The organism is Lysobacter sp. K5869, assembly GCF_018847975.1.
In the GTDB taxonomy this organism is placed as follows: domain Bacteria; phylum Pseudomonadota; class Gammaproteobacteria; order Xanthomonadales; family Xanthomonadaceae; genus Lysobacter.
Window position 1 is genome coordinate 2,769,400 of sequence record NZ_CP072597.1, and the last position, 15,513, is coordinate 2,784,912.

Annotated in this window: 14 protein-coding genes and 1 pseudogene; 8 read left to right on the forward strand and 7 right to left on the reverse strand. The window is 68.9% G+C overall.

The genetic code is table 11. The features are described 5' to 3' along the window. Positions 1-80 precede the first annotated feature (80 nt). Complete coding sequence (locus J5226_RS11865) at positions 81-578, reverse strand: GNAT family N-acetyltransferase (RefSeq protein WP_215840075.1); 498 nt, start codon at positions 576-578, stop codon at positions 81-83. A gap of 19 nt (positions 579-597) precedes the next feature. Continuing rightward, a pseudogene (gene miaB / locus J5226_RS11870) lies at positions 598-1,965 on the reverse strand (tRNA (N6-isopentenyl adenosine(37)-C2)-methylthiotransferase MiaB); the annotation flags it as partial. 338 nt (positions 1,966-2,303) lie between these two features. Between miaB and J5226_RS11875 the strand changes: the two are divergent. The 6 genes from J5226_RS11875 to J5226_RS11900 all read left to right on the forward strand — a co-directional run bounded on the left by J5226_RS11875 (position 2,304) and on the right by J5226_RS11900 (position 7,937). Then, on the forward strand, positions 2,304-3,311 hold the full coding sequence (locus tag J5226_RS11875; RefSeq protein WP_215840077.1) for a lytic transglycosylase domain-containing protein: 1,008 nt from the start codon (positions 2,304-2,306) through the stop codon (positions 3,309-3,311). Positions 3,312-3,735: 424 nt separating this feature from the next. Then, complete coding sequence (petA, locus tag J5226_RS11880; protein ID WP_215840078.1) at positions 3,736-4,356, forward strand: ubiquinol-cytochrome c reductase iron-sulfur subunit; 621 nt, start codon at positions 3,736-3,738, stop codon at positions 4,354-4,356. A gap of 3 nt (positions 4,357-4,359) precedes the next feature. Further along, positions 4,360-5,619 carry a cytochrome bc complex cytochrome b subunit gene (locus J5226_RS11885; protein ID WP_215840079.1) on the forward strand — a complete coding sequence of 420 codons (1,260 nt, stop codon included), beginning with the start codon at positions 4,360-4,362 and terminating at the stop codon, positions 5,617-5,619. Further along, positions 5,612-6,388, forward strand: a complete 777-nt coding sequence (locus J5226_RS11890; RefSeq protein ID WP_215840080.1) for a cytochrome c1 — start codon at positions 5,612-5,614, stop codon at positions 6,386-6,388. Before J5226_RS11885 ends, J5226_RS11890 begins: the two co-directional genes overlap by 8 nt. 174 nt (positions 6,389-6,562) lie before the next feature. Beyond that, on the forward strand, positions 6,563-7,198 hold the full coding sequence (locus J5226_RS11895; protein ID WP_215840081.1) for a glutathione S-transferase N-terminal domain-containing protein: 636 nt from the start codon (positions 6,563-6,565) through the stop codon (positions 7,196-7,198). A 268-nt stretch (positions 7,199-7,466) separates the two neighbouring features. Next, positions 7,467-7,937, forward strand: a complete 471-nt coding sequence (locus J5226_RS11900; protein WP_255323110.1) for a ClpXP protease specificity-enhancing factor — start codon at positions 7,467-7,469, stop codon at positions 7,935-7,937. A 1,219-nt stretch (positions 7,938-9,156) separates the two neighbouring features. On the opposite strand, the gene J5226_RS11905 is transcribed toward J5226_RS11900, so the two are convergent. Genes J5226_RS11905 through J5226_RS11915 form a run of 3 tightly spaced genes read right to left on the reverse strand, consistent with a single transcriptional unit; the run spans position 9,157 to position 10,676 of the window. Then, positions 9,157-9,480: a DUF3301 domain-containing protein gene (locus J5226_RS11905; protein ID WP_215840083.1), complete on the reverse strand. Its 324-nt coding sequence runs from the start codon at positions 9,478-9,480 to the stop codon at positions 9,157-9,159. A 51-nt stretch (positions 9,481-9,531) separates the two neighbouring features. Continuing rightward, on the reverse strand, positions 9,532-10,410 hold the full coding sequence (gene nadC, locus J5226_RS11910) for a carboxylating nicotinate-nucleotide diphosphorylase (RefSeq protein WP_215840084.1): 879 nt from the start codon (positions 10,408-10,410) through the stop codon (positions 9,532-9,534). Continuing rightward, positions 10,407-10,676, reverse strand: a complete 270-nt coding sequence (locus J5226_RS11915) for a Trm112 family protein (protein ID WP_215840085.1) — start codon at positions 10,674-10,676, stop codon at positions 10,407-10,409. The genes nadC and J5226_RS11915 overlap by 4 nt, the downstream gene beginning before the upstream one ends. Positions 10,677-10,740: 64 nt before the next feature. Between J5226_RS11915 and purE the strand changes: the two genes are divergently transcribed. Together purE and J5226_RS11925 are read left to right on the forward strand one after the other, a co-directional pair. Then, positions 10,741-11,262 (forward strand): 5-(carboxyamino)imidazole ribonucleotide mutase, encoded by a 522-nt coding sequence (gene purE, locus J5226_RS11920; protein WP_215840086.1) that lies wholly within the window; start codon positions 10,741-10,743, stop codon positions 11,260-11,262. Then, entirely contained in the window at positions 11,259-12,407 is a 1,149-nt protein-coding gene (locus tag J5226_RS11925; RefSeq protein ID WP_215840087.1) for a 5-(carboxyamino)imidazole ribonucleotide synthase, read from the forward strand. Before purE ends, J5226_RS11925 begins: the two co-directional genes overlap by 4 nt. Positions 12,408-12,551: 144 nt before the next feature. Here J5226_RS11925 and J5226_RS11930 read toward each other — a convergent pair whose 3' ends face one another. Both J5226_RS11930 and J5226_RS11935 read right to left on the reverse strand, forming a co-directional pair. Continuing rightward, a complete protein-coding gene (locus J5226_RS11930) occupies positions 12,552-13,085 on the reverse strand; it encodes a hypothetical protein (RefSeq protein ID WP_215840088.1) in 534 nt (177 codons plus the stop codon). A 278-nt stretch (positions 13,086-13,363) separates the two neighbouring features. Continuing rightward, positions 13,364-15,499: an alpha/beta fold hydrolase gene (locus tag J5226_RS11935; protein WP_215840089.1), complete on the reverse strand. Its 2,136-nt coding sequence runs from the start codon at positions 15,497-15,499 to the stop codon at positions 13,364-13,366. Positions 15,500-15,513: the final 14 nt, after the last annotated feature.

Below are 15,513 nucleotides of genomic sequence, written 5' to 3' on the forward strand. Positions count from 1 at the left end.
CGACGCGGCGATCGGGGACAGCGCGGCGTTCGCGGCGCTCGAAGTTCCCGGCGGATTCGGATCGAGCGCGCTTGACGCGCTCACAACATCCGATGCATCACGTAGATATCCACCAACCCCAGCGTCGGATGCCGGAACGCCTCCGGCACGCGGCCGACGATGGCGAAGCCGTGCTTGCTCCACAGGTGCACGGCGGCGGCGTTGGTGCTGACCACGTAGTTGAACTGCATCGCCAGGAAGCCGGCCTTGCGCGCCTGGGTCAGCGAGTGTTCGCACAGCGCGGTGCCCACGCCTTGCCCCCAGGCCGCCTCGGCGACCATGTAGCTGGCGTTGGCGACGTGGTCGCCGCGGCCGCGCTGGTTGGGGCCGAGCTTGTAGCAGCCCAGCGCCTCGCCGCCGTCGGCTTCGGCCAGGAACATGCGGTAGGGCGGGCTGGTCCACATCGCCCGCGCGCCGTCCAGGTTGAGGTCGGCGGCGTAGTTGTAGCTTTCCCCGCGCGCCAGCACTTCGCGGAAGATCGGCCAGGCGCGTTCGAATTCGTCCGGGCCGATTTCGCGGATGCTGAAGTCGCGGTCCATGCGGGGGCTCCGTGGCGGGTCAGGCGGCGGGTTCGTCGTCGCTCAACTGTACCCGGCCGCGCAGCGAATTGGACAGCGCCTGCGTGATGACCACATCGACGAAGCGGCCGATCAGCCGCGCCGGCGCCGGGAAATTCACCGAGCGCATGTTCTCGGTCTTGCCGGTGAGTTCGTTCGGGTCCTTGCGCGAGGGGCCTTCCACCAGCACCCGCTGCACGCTGCCGACCATCGCTTGCGAGATCTTCGCCGCGTTGGCGTTGATCGCCGCTTGCAGGCGCGACAGGCGCGCGTGCTTCTCTTCGCTGGTGACCGTGTCTTCCAGATCGGCGGCCGGGGTGCCCGGGCGGCGCGAATAGATGAAGGAGAACGACTGGTCGAAGCCGACGTCCTCGATCAGCTTCATGGTCTTGTCGAAATCGGCCTCGGTCTCGCCGGGGAAGCCGACGATGAAGTCGGAGGAGATCGAGATGTCCGGGCGCACCGCGCGCAGCTTGCGGATCTTCTGCTTGAACTCCAGCGCGGTGTAGCCGCGCTTCATCGCCGAGAGGATGCGGTCGCTGCCGGCCTGCACCGGCAGGTGCAGGTAGTTGGCCAGCTGCGGCACGTCGCGGTAGGCCTCGACCAGCGAGTCGGAGAACTCCAGCGGGTGCGAGGTGGTGAAGCGGATGCGGTCGACGCCGTCGATTTCGGCGATGGTGCGGATCAGCAGGCCGAGGTCGGCATAGTGCTGTTCACTCGGGCCAAGGCCCTCGCCCGCGCCTTCGCCGTACGGGCCGCGATACGCGTTGACGTTCTGGCCGAGCAGATTGATCTCGCGCACGCCCTGTTCGGCCAGCTGCGCGACTTCCACCAGCACGTCCTCGAACGGACGGCTGACTTCTTCGCCGCGGGTGTAGGGCACCACGCAGAACGAGCAGTACTTCGAGCAGCCCTCCATGATCGAGACGAACGCGCTCGGGCCTTCGGCGCGCGGCTCGGGCAGGCGGTCGAACTTTTCGATCTCGGGGAAGCTGATGTCGACCTGCGGCAGCCCGGTTTCGCGCTTGGCGCGGATCAGCTCGGGCAGACGGTGCAGGGTCTGCGGGCCGAACACCAGGTCCACGTGCGGGGCGCGCTTGACGATGGCGGCGCCTTCCTGCGAAGCGACGCAGCCGCCGACGCCGATGATGACCTGGCGCTCGCCCTGCTTGTGCTGCTTCCAGCGCCCGAGCTGGCTGAACACCTTCTCCTGCGCCTTCTCGCGGATCGAGCAGGTGTTGATGAGGATGACGTCGGCCTCGGCCGCATCAAGGGTCAGTTCGAGGCCGTCGCTGGCGGCGAGCACGTCGGCCATCTTGGCCGAGTCGTACTCGTTCATCTGGCAACCGTGGGTCTCGATGAAGAGCTTCTTGGCGCCCGGCCGGGACGGCTGGGCGGCGCCCGGCAGAGCGGGCAGGGGATGCAGGTCGGTCATAGTCGGGTCCGGGGAGGGCGGCGGTTAGTCCGCGCCGGAGGGATGGACCGCGCATTATCCCCGGAACCGGCGGGGGAAACGAGCGCGGCGCGGCGGGCGGTTTGCGCGGGCGACGGTCGGGCGCCCGCGTGGCCGCCGCGGGCCTCTCCACTCCTCCGCTCCGCGCAGGCGCGGCCGCGCGATGAGCCGGCGGCGGCCCCGAGCCGCGCGCGCGGTCACGTTTTGCGATCAACCACTTGGCAGTCCCGCCGTGGCGGGGGACACTGCGCCGGATGAGGGGGAGCGCGCTGCTGATGGGGGTGTTGGGGTTGCTGGCGTTCGCGCCGGCGGCGGCCGGCACGCTTTGGCGCTGCGACGGCCCCGGCGGCGAGCGCAGCTACGTCAGCAAGAAGGTCAAGGGCGCGACCTGCACGGTCGTCAGCCAGTACACCAGCCGCGACAGCCGCCCGCGCAACCCGACCCCGGTGTCCTACGCCCCGCCCAAGCCGGCGATGGGCGCGGTGACCACCCCGGGCGACGGCTCGATCCCGGTTTCGGCCCACAGCAATCCGCCGGCCACCTACAACGGCGCCGCTGCGGCGATGGCCGCCGGCGGCCTCAACGCGGGAGCGGCCGCGGCCGCAACGCCCGCCGCGGCCGCCGTCGCGGCGCCCGCGCCGGTCGTCGTCCCCGTGGTCCCGGCGAAGCCGCCGACCCGGCTGGTGCAGGGCCAGATCTATTCCTACGTCCAGGACGGCGTGCGCCACTACGTCAGCAAGCGGCCCAAGGGCATGGCCAATGCGACCGAAGTGCGCACCATCCGCTACAGCTTCATCGAGACCTGCTTCGCCTGCGCGGTCCAGCCGGGGGTCAACTTCGGCACCTTGCGCCTCAACACCGTGGCCTACGCCGGCGAGATCGCCGCGGCCGCGCGCCAGCACGGGGTCGAAGAGGCGATCGTGCGCGCGATCATCCACGCCGAATCGGCCTACAACCCCAATGCGATGTCGCGGGTCGGCGCGCAGGGGCTGATGCAGCTGATGCCGGCGACGGCGCGCCGGTTCGGGGTCGGCAACGCCTTCGACGCCGGGCAGAACATCCAGGGCGGGGTGCAGTACCTGGCCTGGCTGCTCAAGCGCTTCAACGGCGATCTGACCCTGGCCGCGGCCGGCTACAACGCCGGCGAGGGCGCGGTCGACAAGTACCGCGGCGTGCCGCCGTACGCCGAGACCCAGCGCTACGTCCAGCGCGTCGCGGTCCTGGCCCAGCGTTACCGCGCCGCCACCGTGGTGCAGCGCTGAGCGCGGCGCCCGGGCCCGCGCGCGGCCGTTTCCGCCGCCGCCGGAGCTCGCCCGTCCGCCTGAACGCCCTTGTGCGAACGGCCGCAAGCGGCAACGCCCGCGCGCCGATCCGAACAGGGCCGAGCGCCGCGCGGGCAAAGCCGCGTTCGCGCGCCGCGGGCGATCGGTTCCGCGCCGGCCCCGCGCCGGCGTCCTTCGCGCGCAGCGAATGCCTTGCGAATCCGGGGCTTGTGCGCGCGGTCGCGTCCGGGCGAGGCCCGTCGCGGATTTGCAAGAGCGCGGATTGTCGCGCCCTTAACGGTTCCGCTACACTTCCCCGTCTTTTGAGCCGCCAGCCTTACGCCAGTGGTTGTGTTTGGTTTCTAGCCATCGGTTCCGGGTTGTGCGGCGTTACCCTCGAATTGCAGATTTCGCGGAGTGCCGGATGGCCAACCAAGGGGTCAACGATCCTATCAACACGGGCCGACGTCGGTTCCTCACCGCGACCACCGCGGTGGTCGGAGCGGTCGGAGCCGGTTTTGCGGCGGTTCCTTTCATCAAGTCGTGGAATCCCAGCGCCCGCGCCAAGCTCGCCGGCGCGCCGATCACCGCGGACATCACCGGCTTGGCCGAAGGCCAGCGCCTGATCCTGGAGTGGCGCGGTCAGCCGATCTGGATCGTCAAGCGCTCCAAGGCGATCCTCGACGCGCTGCCGACCCTCGACGGCCGCCTGCGCGATCCCAAGTCCGGGAACAAGGACCAGCAGCCCGACTACGTGCTCAAGGCGAGCCCGGAGTTGCGCTCGCTCAAGCCCGACATCTCGGTCCTGGTCGGCCTGTGCACCCACCTGGGCTGCTCGCCGGAAATGAAGGCCGAGATCCGGCCCGAGCCGTTCGACACCGAATGGAAGGGCGGCTACTTCTGCCCCTGCCACAAGTCGCGCTTCGACATGGCCGGCCGCGTGTTCCAGGGCGTGCCCGCGCCGATCAACCTGCTGGTGCCTCCGCACCACTACGAGAACGACAACACGATCGTGATCGGCGTCGATCCGGCGAAGGGGGCATAAGCCATGGCCAACATCCTTACGCGTACCGCGAACAACGTCTTCGGCTGGGTCACCGACCGCGCGCCGGGCATGATGCCGATGTACCGCAAGCACATGACCGAGTACTACGCGCCGAAGAACTTCAATCTTTGGTACTACTTCGGTTCGCTCGCGCTGCTGGTGCTGGTCAACCAGATCGTCACCGGCATCTTCCTGACGATGCACTTCAAGCCGTCCGCGGCCGACGCGTTCTCGTCGGTCGAGTACATCATGCGCGACGTGGAGTGGGGCTGGCTGATCCGCTACATGCACAGCACCGGCGCCTCGCTGTTCTTCATCGTCGTGTACCTGCACATGTTCCGCGGCCTGCTGTACGGCTCGTACCAGAAGCCGCGCGAGCTGGTGTGGATCCTGGGCATGCTGATCTATCTGGTGCTGATGGCCGAAGCCTTCATGGGCTACGTGCTGCCGTGGGGCCAGATGTCGTTCTGGGGCGCCAAGGTCATCATCTCGCTGTTCGGCGCCATTCCGGTGATCGGCAACGGCCTGACCGAGTGGATCATGGGCGACTACCTGCCCGGCGACGCCACTCTCAACCGCTTCTTCGCCTTGCACGTGATCGCGCTGCCGCTGGTGCTGTTGTTGCTGGTCGTGCTGCACCTGGGCGCGTTGCACGAAGTCGGTTCCAACAACCCCGAAGGCGTCGACACCAAGCACGGCCCGAAGGGCAACCGCTGGGACGCCAGCAAGCCGATCGACACCATTCCGTTCCACCCGTACTACACGGTCAAGGATCTGTTCGGGGTCGGTTTCTTCCTGATCCTGGCCGCCTTCATCATCTTCTTCGCCCCGGCGATGGGCGGCTGGTTCCTGGAACACGACAACTTCACCGAGGCCAACCGCCTGGTGACGCCGGAGCACATCAAGCCGGTGTGGTACTACACCCCGTACTACGCGATGCTGCGCGTGATCCCGGACAAGCTCGGCGGCGTGATCGTGATGTTCCTGGCGATCGCGATCCTGTTCCTGGTGCCGTGGCTGGACCGCTGCAAGGTCAAGTCGGTGCGTTACCGCGGCTTCCTCAGCAAGTTCATGCTGATGCTGCTGGCGGTGTGCTTCGTGTGGCTGGGCAAGATCGGCGCCGGCCCCGGCACCGATCCGGTCGAGACCATCATCGGCCGCGTGCTGACCTTCCTGTACTTCGCCTTCTTCATCACCATGCCTTTGTGGACGAAGCTGGACAAAACAAAGCCGGTGCCGGAACGGGTGACGATGCATGACTAACCACAGCCAGCCGTCCTTCAAGAAGACCCGCATCGTGAAGAAGCTCGCCACCTTCGTCGCCGGCCTGCTCGTGTCGGCCACCGCCTTCGCGTCCGAAGGCGGCAACCTGATGCAGTCGGGCACCGACCTGAACGACCGCGCCTCGCTGCAGCGCGGCGCCCAGTTGTTCATGAACTACTGCTCGGGCTGCCACTCGCTCAAGTACCTGCGCTACTCGCGCATGGCCGAGGATCTGGGCCTGACCGAAGACGAGGTGATGAACAACCTCAACTTCACCGGCGCCAAGTTCGGCGAGCAGATCCAGGTCAGCCTGACCCCGGAACACGCCAACCAGTGGTTCGGCAAGATGCCGCCGGACCTGAGCCTGATCACCCGCGTGCGCGGCAGCGACTGGGTCTACACCTACCTCAACCAGTTCTATCTGGACGAGTCGCGGCCGCTGGGCTGGAACAACAAGCTGTTCCCGAACGCGTCCATGCCCAACCCGCTGTGGGAGCTGCAGGGCCTGCAGCACGCCGAATACGGCGAGGCGGACAAGGCCACCGGCGACCGTCCGGTGCACGGCCTGACGCTCGCGCAACCCGGCAAGCTCGACGAAGCCGGCTTCCGCACCGCCACCCGCGACATCACCGCTTTCCTCGAGTACGCCGGCGAACCGGCGGCGCTCAAGCGCCAGAGCCTCGGCGTTTGGGTGATCTTGTTCCTCGCGTTGTTCACCTTCCTCGCGTATTTGTTGAAGACCGAGTACTGGCGCGACGTGGAACATTGACGGAGTTCGCCTGGAAAACCCGCGCCACAAGCGCGGGTTTTCCGTTAGGGTTGACGGTCTGGCGAGCCGACAACCTGCGCAAAGCCGGTGACGGACTCGAGGCCGTGACGACCTTCCACGCAGGGTGGAGGGCGTCTTGCGACTGGCGGATTCCGGTCGCTGGAGAGGTCGATGATGGCGGCTAGCCCCCGTATGCGTAATGCGTTGACTCTGTTCTCGTCCACCGATTGCGTGCTGTGCCATCGCGTCCGCCTGGTGCTGGCGGCGAAGGGCGTCAGCTACGACCTGATCCCGGTGGATCCGCAGAACCCGCCCGAAGACCTCGTCGACCTCAACCCCTATCACTCGGTGCCGACCCTGGTCGAGCGCGACCTGGTCCTGTACGCGGCCAGCGTGGTCAGCGAGTACCTCGACGAGCGCTATCCGCATCCGCCGCTGATGCCGGTCGATCCGCTCTCCCGCGCGCGCCTGCGCCTGGCGATGCTGCGCCTGGAACACGACTGGGTGCCGCAGGTGCAGGCCATCCAGATGGGCAACAAGGTCCAGGCCGAGGCCGCGCGCAAGCGGCTCAAGGAACTGCTGACCGCCTCGGTGCCGCTGTTCAAGGCCAGCAAGTTCTTCCTGAACCCGGAAATGAGCCTGGCCGACTGCGCGATGGCGCCGATCATCTGGCGCCTGCCGTCGCTGGACGTGCCGCTGCCGAAGGACGGCAAGGCGATCGAGGACTACGGCAACCGCATCTTCCGCAACCCGGGGTTCTCGCGCAGCCTGACCGACCAGGAGCGCAAGCTGCGCGATATGCCGATGTGAGCGCGGCGCGGCGGCGGCGCGGGCGAATGCCCGGCTTCGCCGCGTGCGCGCCGGGCGGGGGAGCGCCGGGGAAGCGCGCCCGCACGACCGCTCGGTTCGGCGGCGGTTGCGCCGCACGCTCCGACCGGCCCGCGGCGGCTCCTCTCCGCGCCGCTCGAGCATGCCGAATTCGGCCCCAGCGCCGCGATCCGCCGTCGATGCGTCGTGGAACTCTCTGCCCGGCCGCGGCAGGCGTTAAACTGCGGGCATGAGCGATAGCAGCACCCCGATGACCAGCCACCGCCCCTACCTGTTGCGGGCGTTGTACGAATGGATCGCCGACAACGGCATGACCCCGCACTTGCTGGTCGACGCGACGCGTCCGGCCGTGCAGGTGCCGGCGCACGCGGTCAAGGACGGCAAGATCGTGCTCAACGTCGCCGCGCGCGCGGTCTCGCACCTGGAAATGGGCAACGACTTCATCCGCTTCAGCGCCCGCTTCGGCGGCGTCAGCCATCCGGTCTCAGTGCCGGTCGGCGCGGTGCTGGCGATCTACGCGCGCGAAACCGGGCAGGGCATGGCCTTGCCGGAAGACGTGAGCCTGGAAGACGCCGGACTCGACGAAGCGCCCGACGCGCCCGAATCGGCCGCGCCGCCGCAGCTCAGCGCGGTGCCGAGCGATCCCGTGCCGGAAGGCGACGACGACGGCCCGCATACGCCGACGCCGCGTCGCGGCGGGCATTTGCGCATCGTCAAATAAGCGTCCGCGCTTGTTGGGTGATGTAGGAGCGGCGTGAGCCGCGATCCAACCGAAGCGACGCCATACCGCGTCGCTTTCCGAAGCCGAACTTCCCCAAGCGCTCGCTTTAACGATCGCAGCGTTGCCGCGATTGCTCCCTGTAGGAGCGGCGCAAGCCGCGACCGCGAAAACGCAACTACGCCGAATCCCACTTACCGTCATTCCGGCGAACGCCGAAATCCACTAGCCGTTGTCGTTGCCTTTCGCTTGGACGCATCCCCGTCCGAGGCCCACGTCCCAAAGCCCCGGAGGGCGCGCGCATGGATGCGCGCGTGCGCCGTAGGGGCATGGATGCCCCTTACGGCGCAGCCCCGCGCGCGGTGCTGGACCTAGTGGCTCTTGATTCGAAAACAGGGAAAGCGCCTTTCTTTGGTTACTTTCTTTGGCAAGACAAAGAAAGTAACTCGGCCGCTTGCGGACGAAAGCTTTAAGCGTTTGATCTTCGCTTGTCGTCGCGCGCTCTTGCGATAAGAAGCGAAAGCAACATCAAAATGGGTTCCGGCTTTCGCCGGAATGACGGTGGGTGGGGTGTTCCGCCACGTGCGAGAAACGCAGCTCGCACGCCGTCATTCCGGCGAAAGCCGGAACCCATTTTGACTTTGCCGTCGGTTTTGCCTTCAACGCAGCAACGAGTGACGACAAGCCACAATCCAAAGCGTTCCGTCCGCAAGCGGCCGGGTCACTTTCTTTGTCTTGCCAAAGAAAGTAACCAAAGAAAGGCGCTTTCCTTGTTTTCGAATCAAGAGCCACTAGGTCCAGCACCGGGCGCGGGGCCGCGCCATAAGGGTCATCCTGACCCATGGCGCGCGTGCGCATCCATGCGCACGCCCTCCGGGGCTGCGGGGCGTGGGCCTCGGACGGGGATGCGTCCAAGCGAAAGGCACCGGCAACGGCAACAGCAACGGCAACGGCAACGGCAAAGTGGATTCCGGCTTTCGCCGGAATGACGGGTAGGTGGGGGCGTCGCCATTGCGGTGGCGCGGTCGCGGCTTGCGCCGCTCCTACATGGGGTGAATCGCGGCGACGCTGGGGGCGGGCGCGATTCTAGAGCGAGCGCTTGGGGAACTCGGCTTCGGCAAACGATGCGGTAGGGCGTCGCTTCGGTTGGATCGCGGCTCGCGCCGCTCCTACAGCCGGGCACGCAGGCGCGTTCGGCTTACGCGTCGAACCCACACCGTCCTCAATGCAACTGCGCCGGCTCCCGCGTCACCGGACCGCTGAACGCCACCAGCTTGTCGCCGCGCAGGACCAGCCGGCCGATGTGGCGGTCTTCGCCGTCGATGGAGTAGTCGAAGCGGAAGGTGCGCTCGAAGCCGAGCCAGCCGCTTTCGTGGCGGATCACCCGCAAACCGATCGCGTGCACGCTCTGGTCGAGCCATTGCACGCCGGCGGCGCGGCAGGCGTCGCGCCCGACGACTTCGGCGCGTTCGGCGGCGGCGCGGCCGGCGCTCCAGAACGAGAACGCGGCGGCGCCGAAGATCATCAGCAGGATCAAGGTAGGCATGACGGGTTCTTGGCGGCGAAGGCGGCGCTACGCAAGGGGCGGGACGCCGGATCAGGCCGGCGGCGGGCCGAGTTTCAGCGAAAGATCGATGGCGCGCACATGTTTGGTGAGCCCGCCGATGGAAATGCAGTCCACGCCGTCCTCGGCGATCGCGCGCAGGCCGTCGAAGTCGACGCCGCCGGAGACTTCCAGCGGAATGCGTCCGTCGAACGGCGCGGCGCGCGCGATCCGCACCGCCTCGCGGCGGGCGGCGGCGTCGAAGTCGTCGATGAGGATGCGGTCGCAGCCCTCGGTCAGCGCCTCGCGCAGTTGCTCCAGGGTTTCGACCTCGACGATCAGCGGCAACCCGGGATGGCGCTCGCGCGCGTGGCGGATCGCCGCGACCAGCGAGCCGGCGGCGCGGATGTGGTTTTCCTTGAGCATCACCGCGTCGTACAAACCGATGCGGTGGTTGACCCCGCCGCCGCAGCGCACCGCGTACTTCTGCGCCAGGCGCAGGCCGGGCAGGGTCTTGCGGGTGTCGAGGATCTTGGTGCCGGTGCCGTCCACCGCGGTCACGTACTGCGCGGTGACGGTGGCGGTGCCCGACAGGGTCTGCAGGAAGTTGAGCGAGGCGCGTTCGGCGCTGACCAAGGCGCGCGAGCGGCCGCGCAGGGTCGCCAGCACCGTGCCCTTGGCGACGCGGTCGCCCTCGGCGACCTTCCAGTCGATCTCGACGTGCGGGTCGAGCGCGCGGTGGCAGGCGTCGAACCACGGCCGGCCGCAGATCACCGCGTCTTCCTTGCACAGCAGGTAGGCGATGTCGGCGCTGTCGGGCAGCAGGTCGGCGGTGACGTCGCCGCCGCCGAGGTCTTCGGCCAGGGCGTCGGCGACGTCCGCCTCGATCTCGGCCGCCGGCGGCGGGGTCAGGTCGCGGGCGGCGGCGTTCATGCGGCGGGGAAACCCTCGACCTGGGCGGTGCCCAGGGCGTTCTCGGCGTCCAGCAGCGGGATGCCGTCCTCGACGATGTAGACGGTCTTGCGGTCGCGGGTGATCAGGCCTTCGCGCAGCGCCTGGGCCTGGGCGTCGCCGCTGCCGCGGACCACGCCGCCGCGGGCGATGGCGGCGTTCAGCGCCTGCAGGCCGCGGCCGTCGAGCGGGAGCAGCGGTTGCCGGGTGGTGGGGCAGACGAGCAGGTCGAGCAGTTTGCGATCCATACGGTTTGGTGCCGGTACGACGGGACAGGGCGTTAGAATACGTCTTTGCGCCAAGGCACGTCCCATGTCCCCAGCCCAGAGTTCCGCCTCCGCCTCTCCCGCCCCGCTCGTGGGCATCGTCATGGGCTCGCGCTCGGACTGGGAGACCATGCAGCACGCCGCCGCCAAGCTCGAAGCCCTGGGCGTGCCGCACGAGGTGCGGGTGGTGTCCGCGCACCGCACCCCGGACGTGCTGTTCCAGTACGCCGAAAGCGCCGCGCAGCGCGGCCTGCGCGCGATCGTCGCCGGCGCCGGCGGCGCCGCGCACCTGCCGGGCATGCTGGCGTCGAAGACCGCGGTGCCGGTGCTCGGCGTGCCGGTGCAGTCCAAGGCGCTCAACGGCATGGATTCGCTGCTGTCGATCGTGCAGATGCCGGCCGGCATTCCGGTGGCGACCTTCGCCATCGGCAACGCCGGCGCCGCCAACGCCGCGCTGTTCGCGGCCGCGCTGCTGGCGCCGGAATACCCGGCCATCGGTGCGGCGCTGAGCGCGTTCCGCGCGCGCCAGACCGACGACGTCCTGGCCCACGACGACCCGCGCCAATGACCACCGTCGGCATCCTCGGAGGCGGGCAGTTGGCCCGCATGCTGGCGCTGTCGGGCGCCCCGCTGGGCCTGCGCTTCCTGGTCCTGGACAACACCGCCGACGCCTGCGCCGGCCAGTTCGCGCCGATGGTCGTGGGCGATTACACCGATCAGGCCGCGCTCGACGAGTTCGCCTCGAAGATCGACGTGGCCACCTTCGATTTCGAGAACGTGCCGGCCGAATCGGCGCGCTGGCTGGCCGAGCGCCGGCCGGTGTTCCCGAGCCCGCGCGCGCTCGCCGTCGCCCAGGACCGCCTCGCCGAGAAGACCTTGTTCCGCGAGTTGGACATCCCGGTGCCCGACTTCGCCCCGATCGATTCGCGCGCCGGGCTCGACGCCGCGCTGGCGGCGATCGGCACGCCGTGCATCCTCAAGACCCGTCGCCTGGGTTACGACGGGAAAGGCCAGTTCCGGATCAAGAGTCCGGCCGACGCCGACGCCGCCTGGGCCGCGCTCGGCGCGCAGGCCGGCACGGTCGGCCTGATTTTGGAAGGCTTCGTGCGTTTCGAGCGCGAGCTGTCGGTGGTCGCCGTGCGCGGCCGCGACGGCGAGTTCCGCGCTTGGCCGCTCACCGAGAACTGGCACGTCGACGGCGTGCTCTCGGCCAGCCTTGCCCCGGCCGTTGCCGACGACGCTTTGGCCGCGACGGCGTTCGCGCACGCGCGCAAGCTCGCCGACGCGCTCGACTACGTCGGCGTGTTCGCGCTGGAACTGTTCTGCCGCGACGGCGTGCTGCTGGCCAACGAACTGGCCCCGCGCGTGCACAACTCCGGCCACTGGACCATCGAAGGCGCCGAGACCTCGCAGTTCCAGAACCACCTGCGCGCCGTGCTCGGCCTGCCGCTGGGCGATACGCGCATGCTCGGCCACGCCTGCATGCTCAACTGGATCGGCGCGATGCCCGACGCCGGGCCGGTGCTGGCCGAGGCTGGCGGGCATTGGCACGACTACGGCAAGTCGTCGCGCGAAGGGCGCAAGGTCGGGCATGCGACCCTGCGCGCCGACAGCGGCGCCGAATTGGCCGCTTCGCTGCAGCGCGTCGGCGACGCGCTCGGCCGCGCCGAACAGGTCGCGCCGGTGGTGGCGCGGCTCGCCGCTACGCGCTGAATCGGTTCGCCGCGTCGCCGGATCGGCGGCGCGGTCGCTTCAGCGGCGGGGGCGAACGCGTCGGCTCGGGCGGCCTCTAGCCGTCGGTGTCGATGTCGGGCGGAAAGCGTTGGCTAGCGGGGTTTTCGCTCACCCCATCCGCGCTCACTCGGTCGAGGTGGACGACGGTGCGTCGTTGAGTTGCGACTGCGCTTGCTGCAACGCCAGCTTGCGCATCTGCAGCATCAAGCCGATCACGTAGACCAGCGAATACGCGATCAACATCGCCGCCATGCCCAGCGTCAGCGCGCTCGGCGTCTGCGCCGCGGCCATACCGTCGTGGGTCCAGCGCCAGGCCAGACGGCCGAGCAGCAGCGCGGTGAGCGCGCCGCCGATCCACGGATTCGGCGTGTAGGTGCGTTGGCCGTCGCGCCACGCGACATGGGTGTGCTTGAGCGCGAGCAAGCCCAGCGGCACGCCGATGACTGCGCCGATCGCCAAGCCCATGGCCAATTGCGGCATCACTGCGGCGAGGAAACACAGCATCGCCGCGACCAGAACCAGGATGCCCAGGCGGATGCCGCTGCGCACCGGCCGCCACGGCTGCACGCCGAAGTTGCGGCGGACGCGGCGGTAGATCATCAGCATCGACAGCGCGGGAACCCAGTACGGCGCGGTGGCGGCGATCGGCGAAGCCATGGGGCGGATCCGGTGCGCCGCGGCGCGCGGCGAGCCGAGAGTGCGCTCGCGTGGCGCGATGCGCAAATGCCGCTCGTCGTGCGGTCGGCGGCGGAAGGCGGGCGCGGGTGGCTTCGATGCGGGGCGAATGCGGGTTCGACCGGCCGGTTGCCGGCGAGATTCGGCTGTGTCGGTCCGCTATGGCCGCGCGTTGCGGATGCTTCGCCCGGACCGATGGATGCGTTCGCGTCCGACTCCGGCGCGCTATCGGCCGATAGCGGCGTGGGGCCGGCGCGTTTTCAGCGATCCTGCGCGCGCGCGGCTTCCAACTCGACGCGCTTGAGCTTGCTCGCGTCCTGCAACGGCGTGGCCTGCAGCGGCTTGGCCAGCGCCGGCGTCCGCGCCGTCGCGGCCGGCGTCGCCAAGGTCTTGGCGGGCGATGCGGTTTCGGCCTGCGGTATCGCGGACAATTCGCGCAGTTGCAACTGCGCCGGAGACAACGTCGCCACCGGCTTGGCCGGTTCGAGCGCGGCCGGCTCGAGCGCAGCCGGCTCAAGAACGGCGGGCGCGATCGTCGTCGGCTTGATCGCGACCGCATCGACGGACACGCGCTTCACCGCCGCATCGCGCAATACCTGCTCGCGCTGCAACGGCGCGATGTCGACCTTCGCCGCCTCCGCGCGCGGCTTCGCCGACTCGGGGCGGATCCGCTCGGACGGCAATCGGGTCGCGAGCGGCGACACCCGCGTCGTCGGCAGCGACGCCTGCGGCGGCTTCACCTGCGTGGACGGCGCGACGGGTTGATAGAACGCCTGCGGCACCGCCTTGGGCCGATAGCGCTCCGGCCCTTCTAGCGCGGCTTTCTTCTTGACCTGCACGGTCACCTGCTTGTCCAGCTCCAGCACCGCCGGCACCCGCGCCGCTTGCGGGAACTCCTGCGCCACGGTGCGCAGCGCGACCTTGGACGAATCGGCCAAGCCCAGCGCCGACAGCGCTTCGGCCGCCGCGGCCCAACGCGCGCCGGCCGGCAGTTCCGGCGCGTTGACGGCGATGGCGTCCTGCGCGACCTGCGCCATCTGCTGCCACTTTTCGCTGTCGGGAAGTTTCGCGAACTCGATTTCGCCGCCGGCGTCGATGTGCGCGTTGATCGCCTGCGCGGTTTGTTCCAGCGTATGCGCGCGCGCGGCCTGGGCCGCGGCCAGATCGGGAATCCGCACCACCACCGTGCGCTCGGGCAGCGAAGCCAGTTGCAAGGCGAAACGGTACTCGGCCTGCGGCGCGCCGAACACGTGCAGCTTGAGGTCCTCGCGCGCGCCCGCGGCGACGCGCTGCGGCGTGACCTCGGGCGAGATCCACAACTTCGATCCCTGCGGCAAGACGATGCGGAAGTTCTGCGCGGTGTCGCTGTGGTTGATCAAGCCGGCGTGGTTGATCTCGTCGGCGTTGATCAGCGCATAGCTCCACACCGCGCCGTCGGGCACGAATTCCGGGGTTTCCCAACTCGCGTCCTGGATCCGCGGCAACGCGTACTTGCGCAGCGCCACCACCAGCTTGACCACCGACTCGTGTTCCTGGCGGTCGGGTTTGACGATGCTGATGTGGTCGGCGTCGGCGATGCCCGGCGGCGCTTCGTCGCAGAACCGGGTGGCGCTGCTCCACGGCACGATCAACTCGCCGTGGGTCTTCATCGTCTCGTACGCGCAGATCACCTTCGGCGCCTGGCCGCTGTTGCGCAGGTTCGCCCAACGGTCGCTGAGGTCCTTGAGGAAGTCGTTGCCGTCGGCCGGCAGCATCTGCCGGATCGCGTTGTTGGCGACCACGTAGCGGGCGATGCGGGTGATGTCCGAGCCTTCCTGCGGCGTGGCGAAGAACACCATCAGCGGCACCTTGGCGCTGAGCTCGGGGTATTCGGTCAGCGTGCGCATCGCCACCAGCCCGCCCATGCTGTGGCCGACGAACACGATCGTGTCGTATTGGGACACGCCGTGATAGTCGAGGTAATCGTGCAGCTTGATCGAGGCCTCGCGGATGTCCTGCGAGCCTTGGCCGAACATGCGCGAGGTGAAACCGAAGGCGTAGATGTCGACTTTGTCGCCGACGCCCGGCGCGCTGGCGAGGTAGTCGAAGAAGCTCTTGCCGTTGGCGTGGGTCCAGGTGCCGAGGGTGTCGCCGAAGATGCCGTGGATGAAGACCACGGCGATGCGCGCGTGCGGCTGCGATTGGCGGACCCAGCGCGGATCGGTCTGATTGACGCCGACGTCGGTCGAAGCCGCCGGCGTCTTGCCGTTGTCGTCCGCGCCATCGGGCTTCGCGCCGTCGCCGGTCGGCCGCTCGCAGCCGGCCAGCAAGGCCAGCGCCACGATCAGCGCGGCGATGCCCGCGCCCATCCACCCCAGGCGCCGGCTCCCGCCCGCGCCCGCCTGCCGCCTGTTCATGCCCGCGCCTCCGC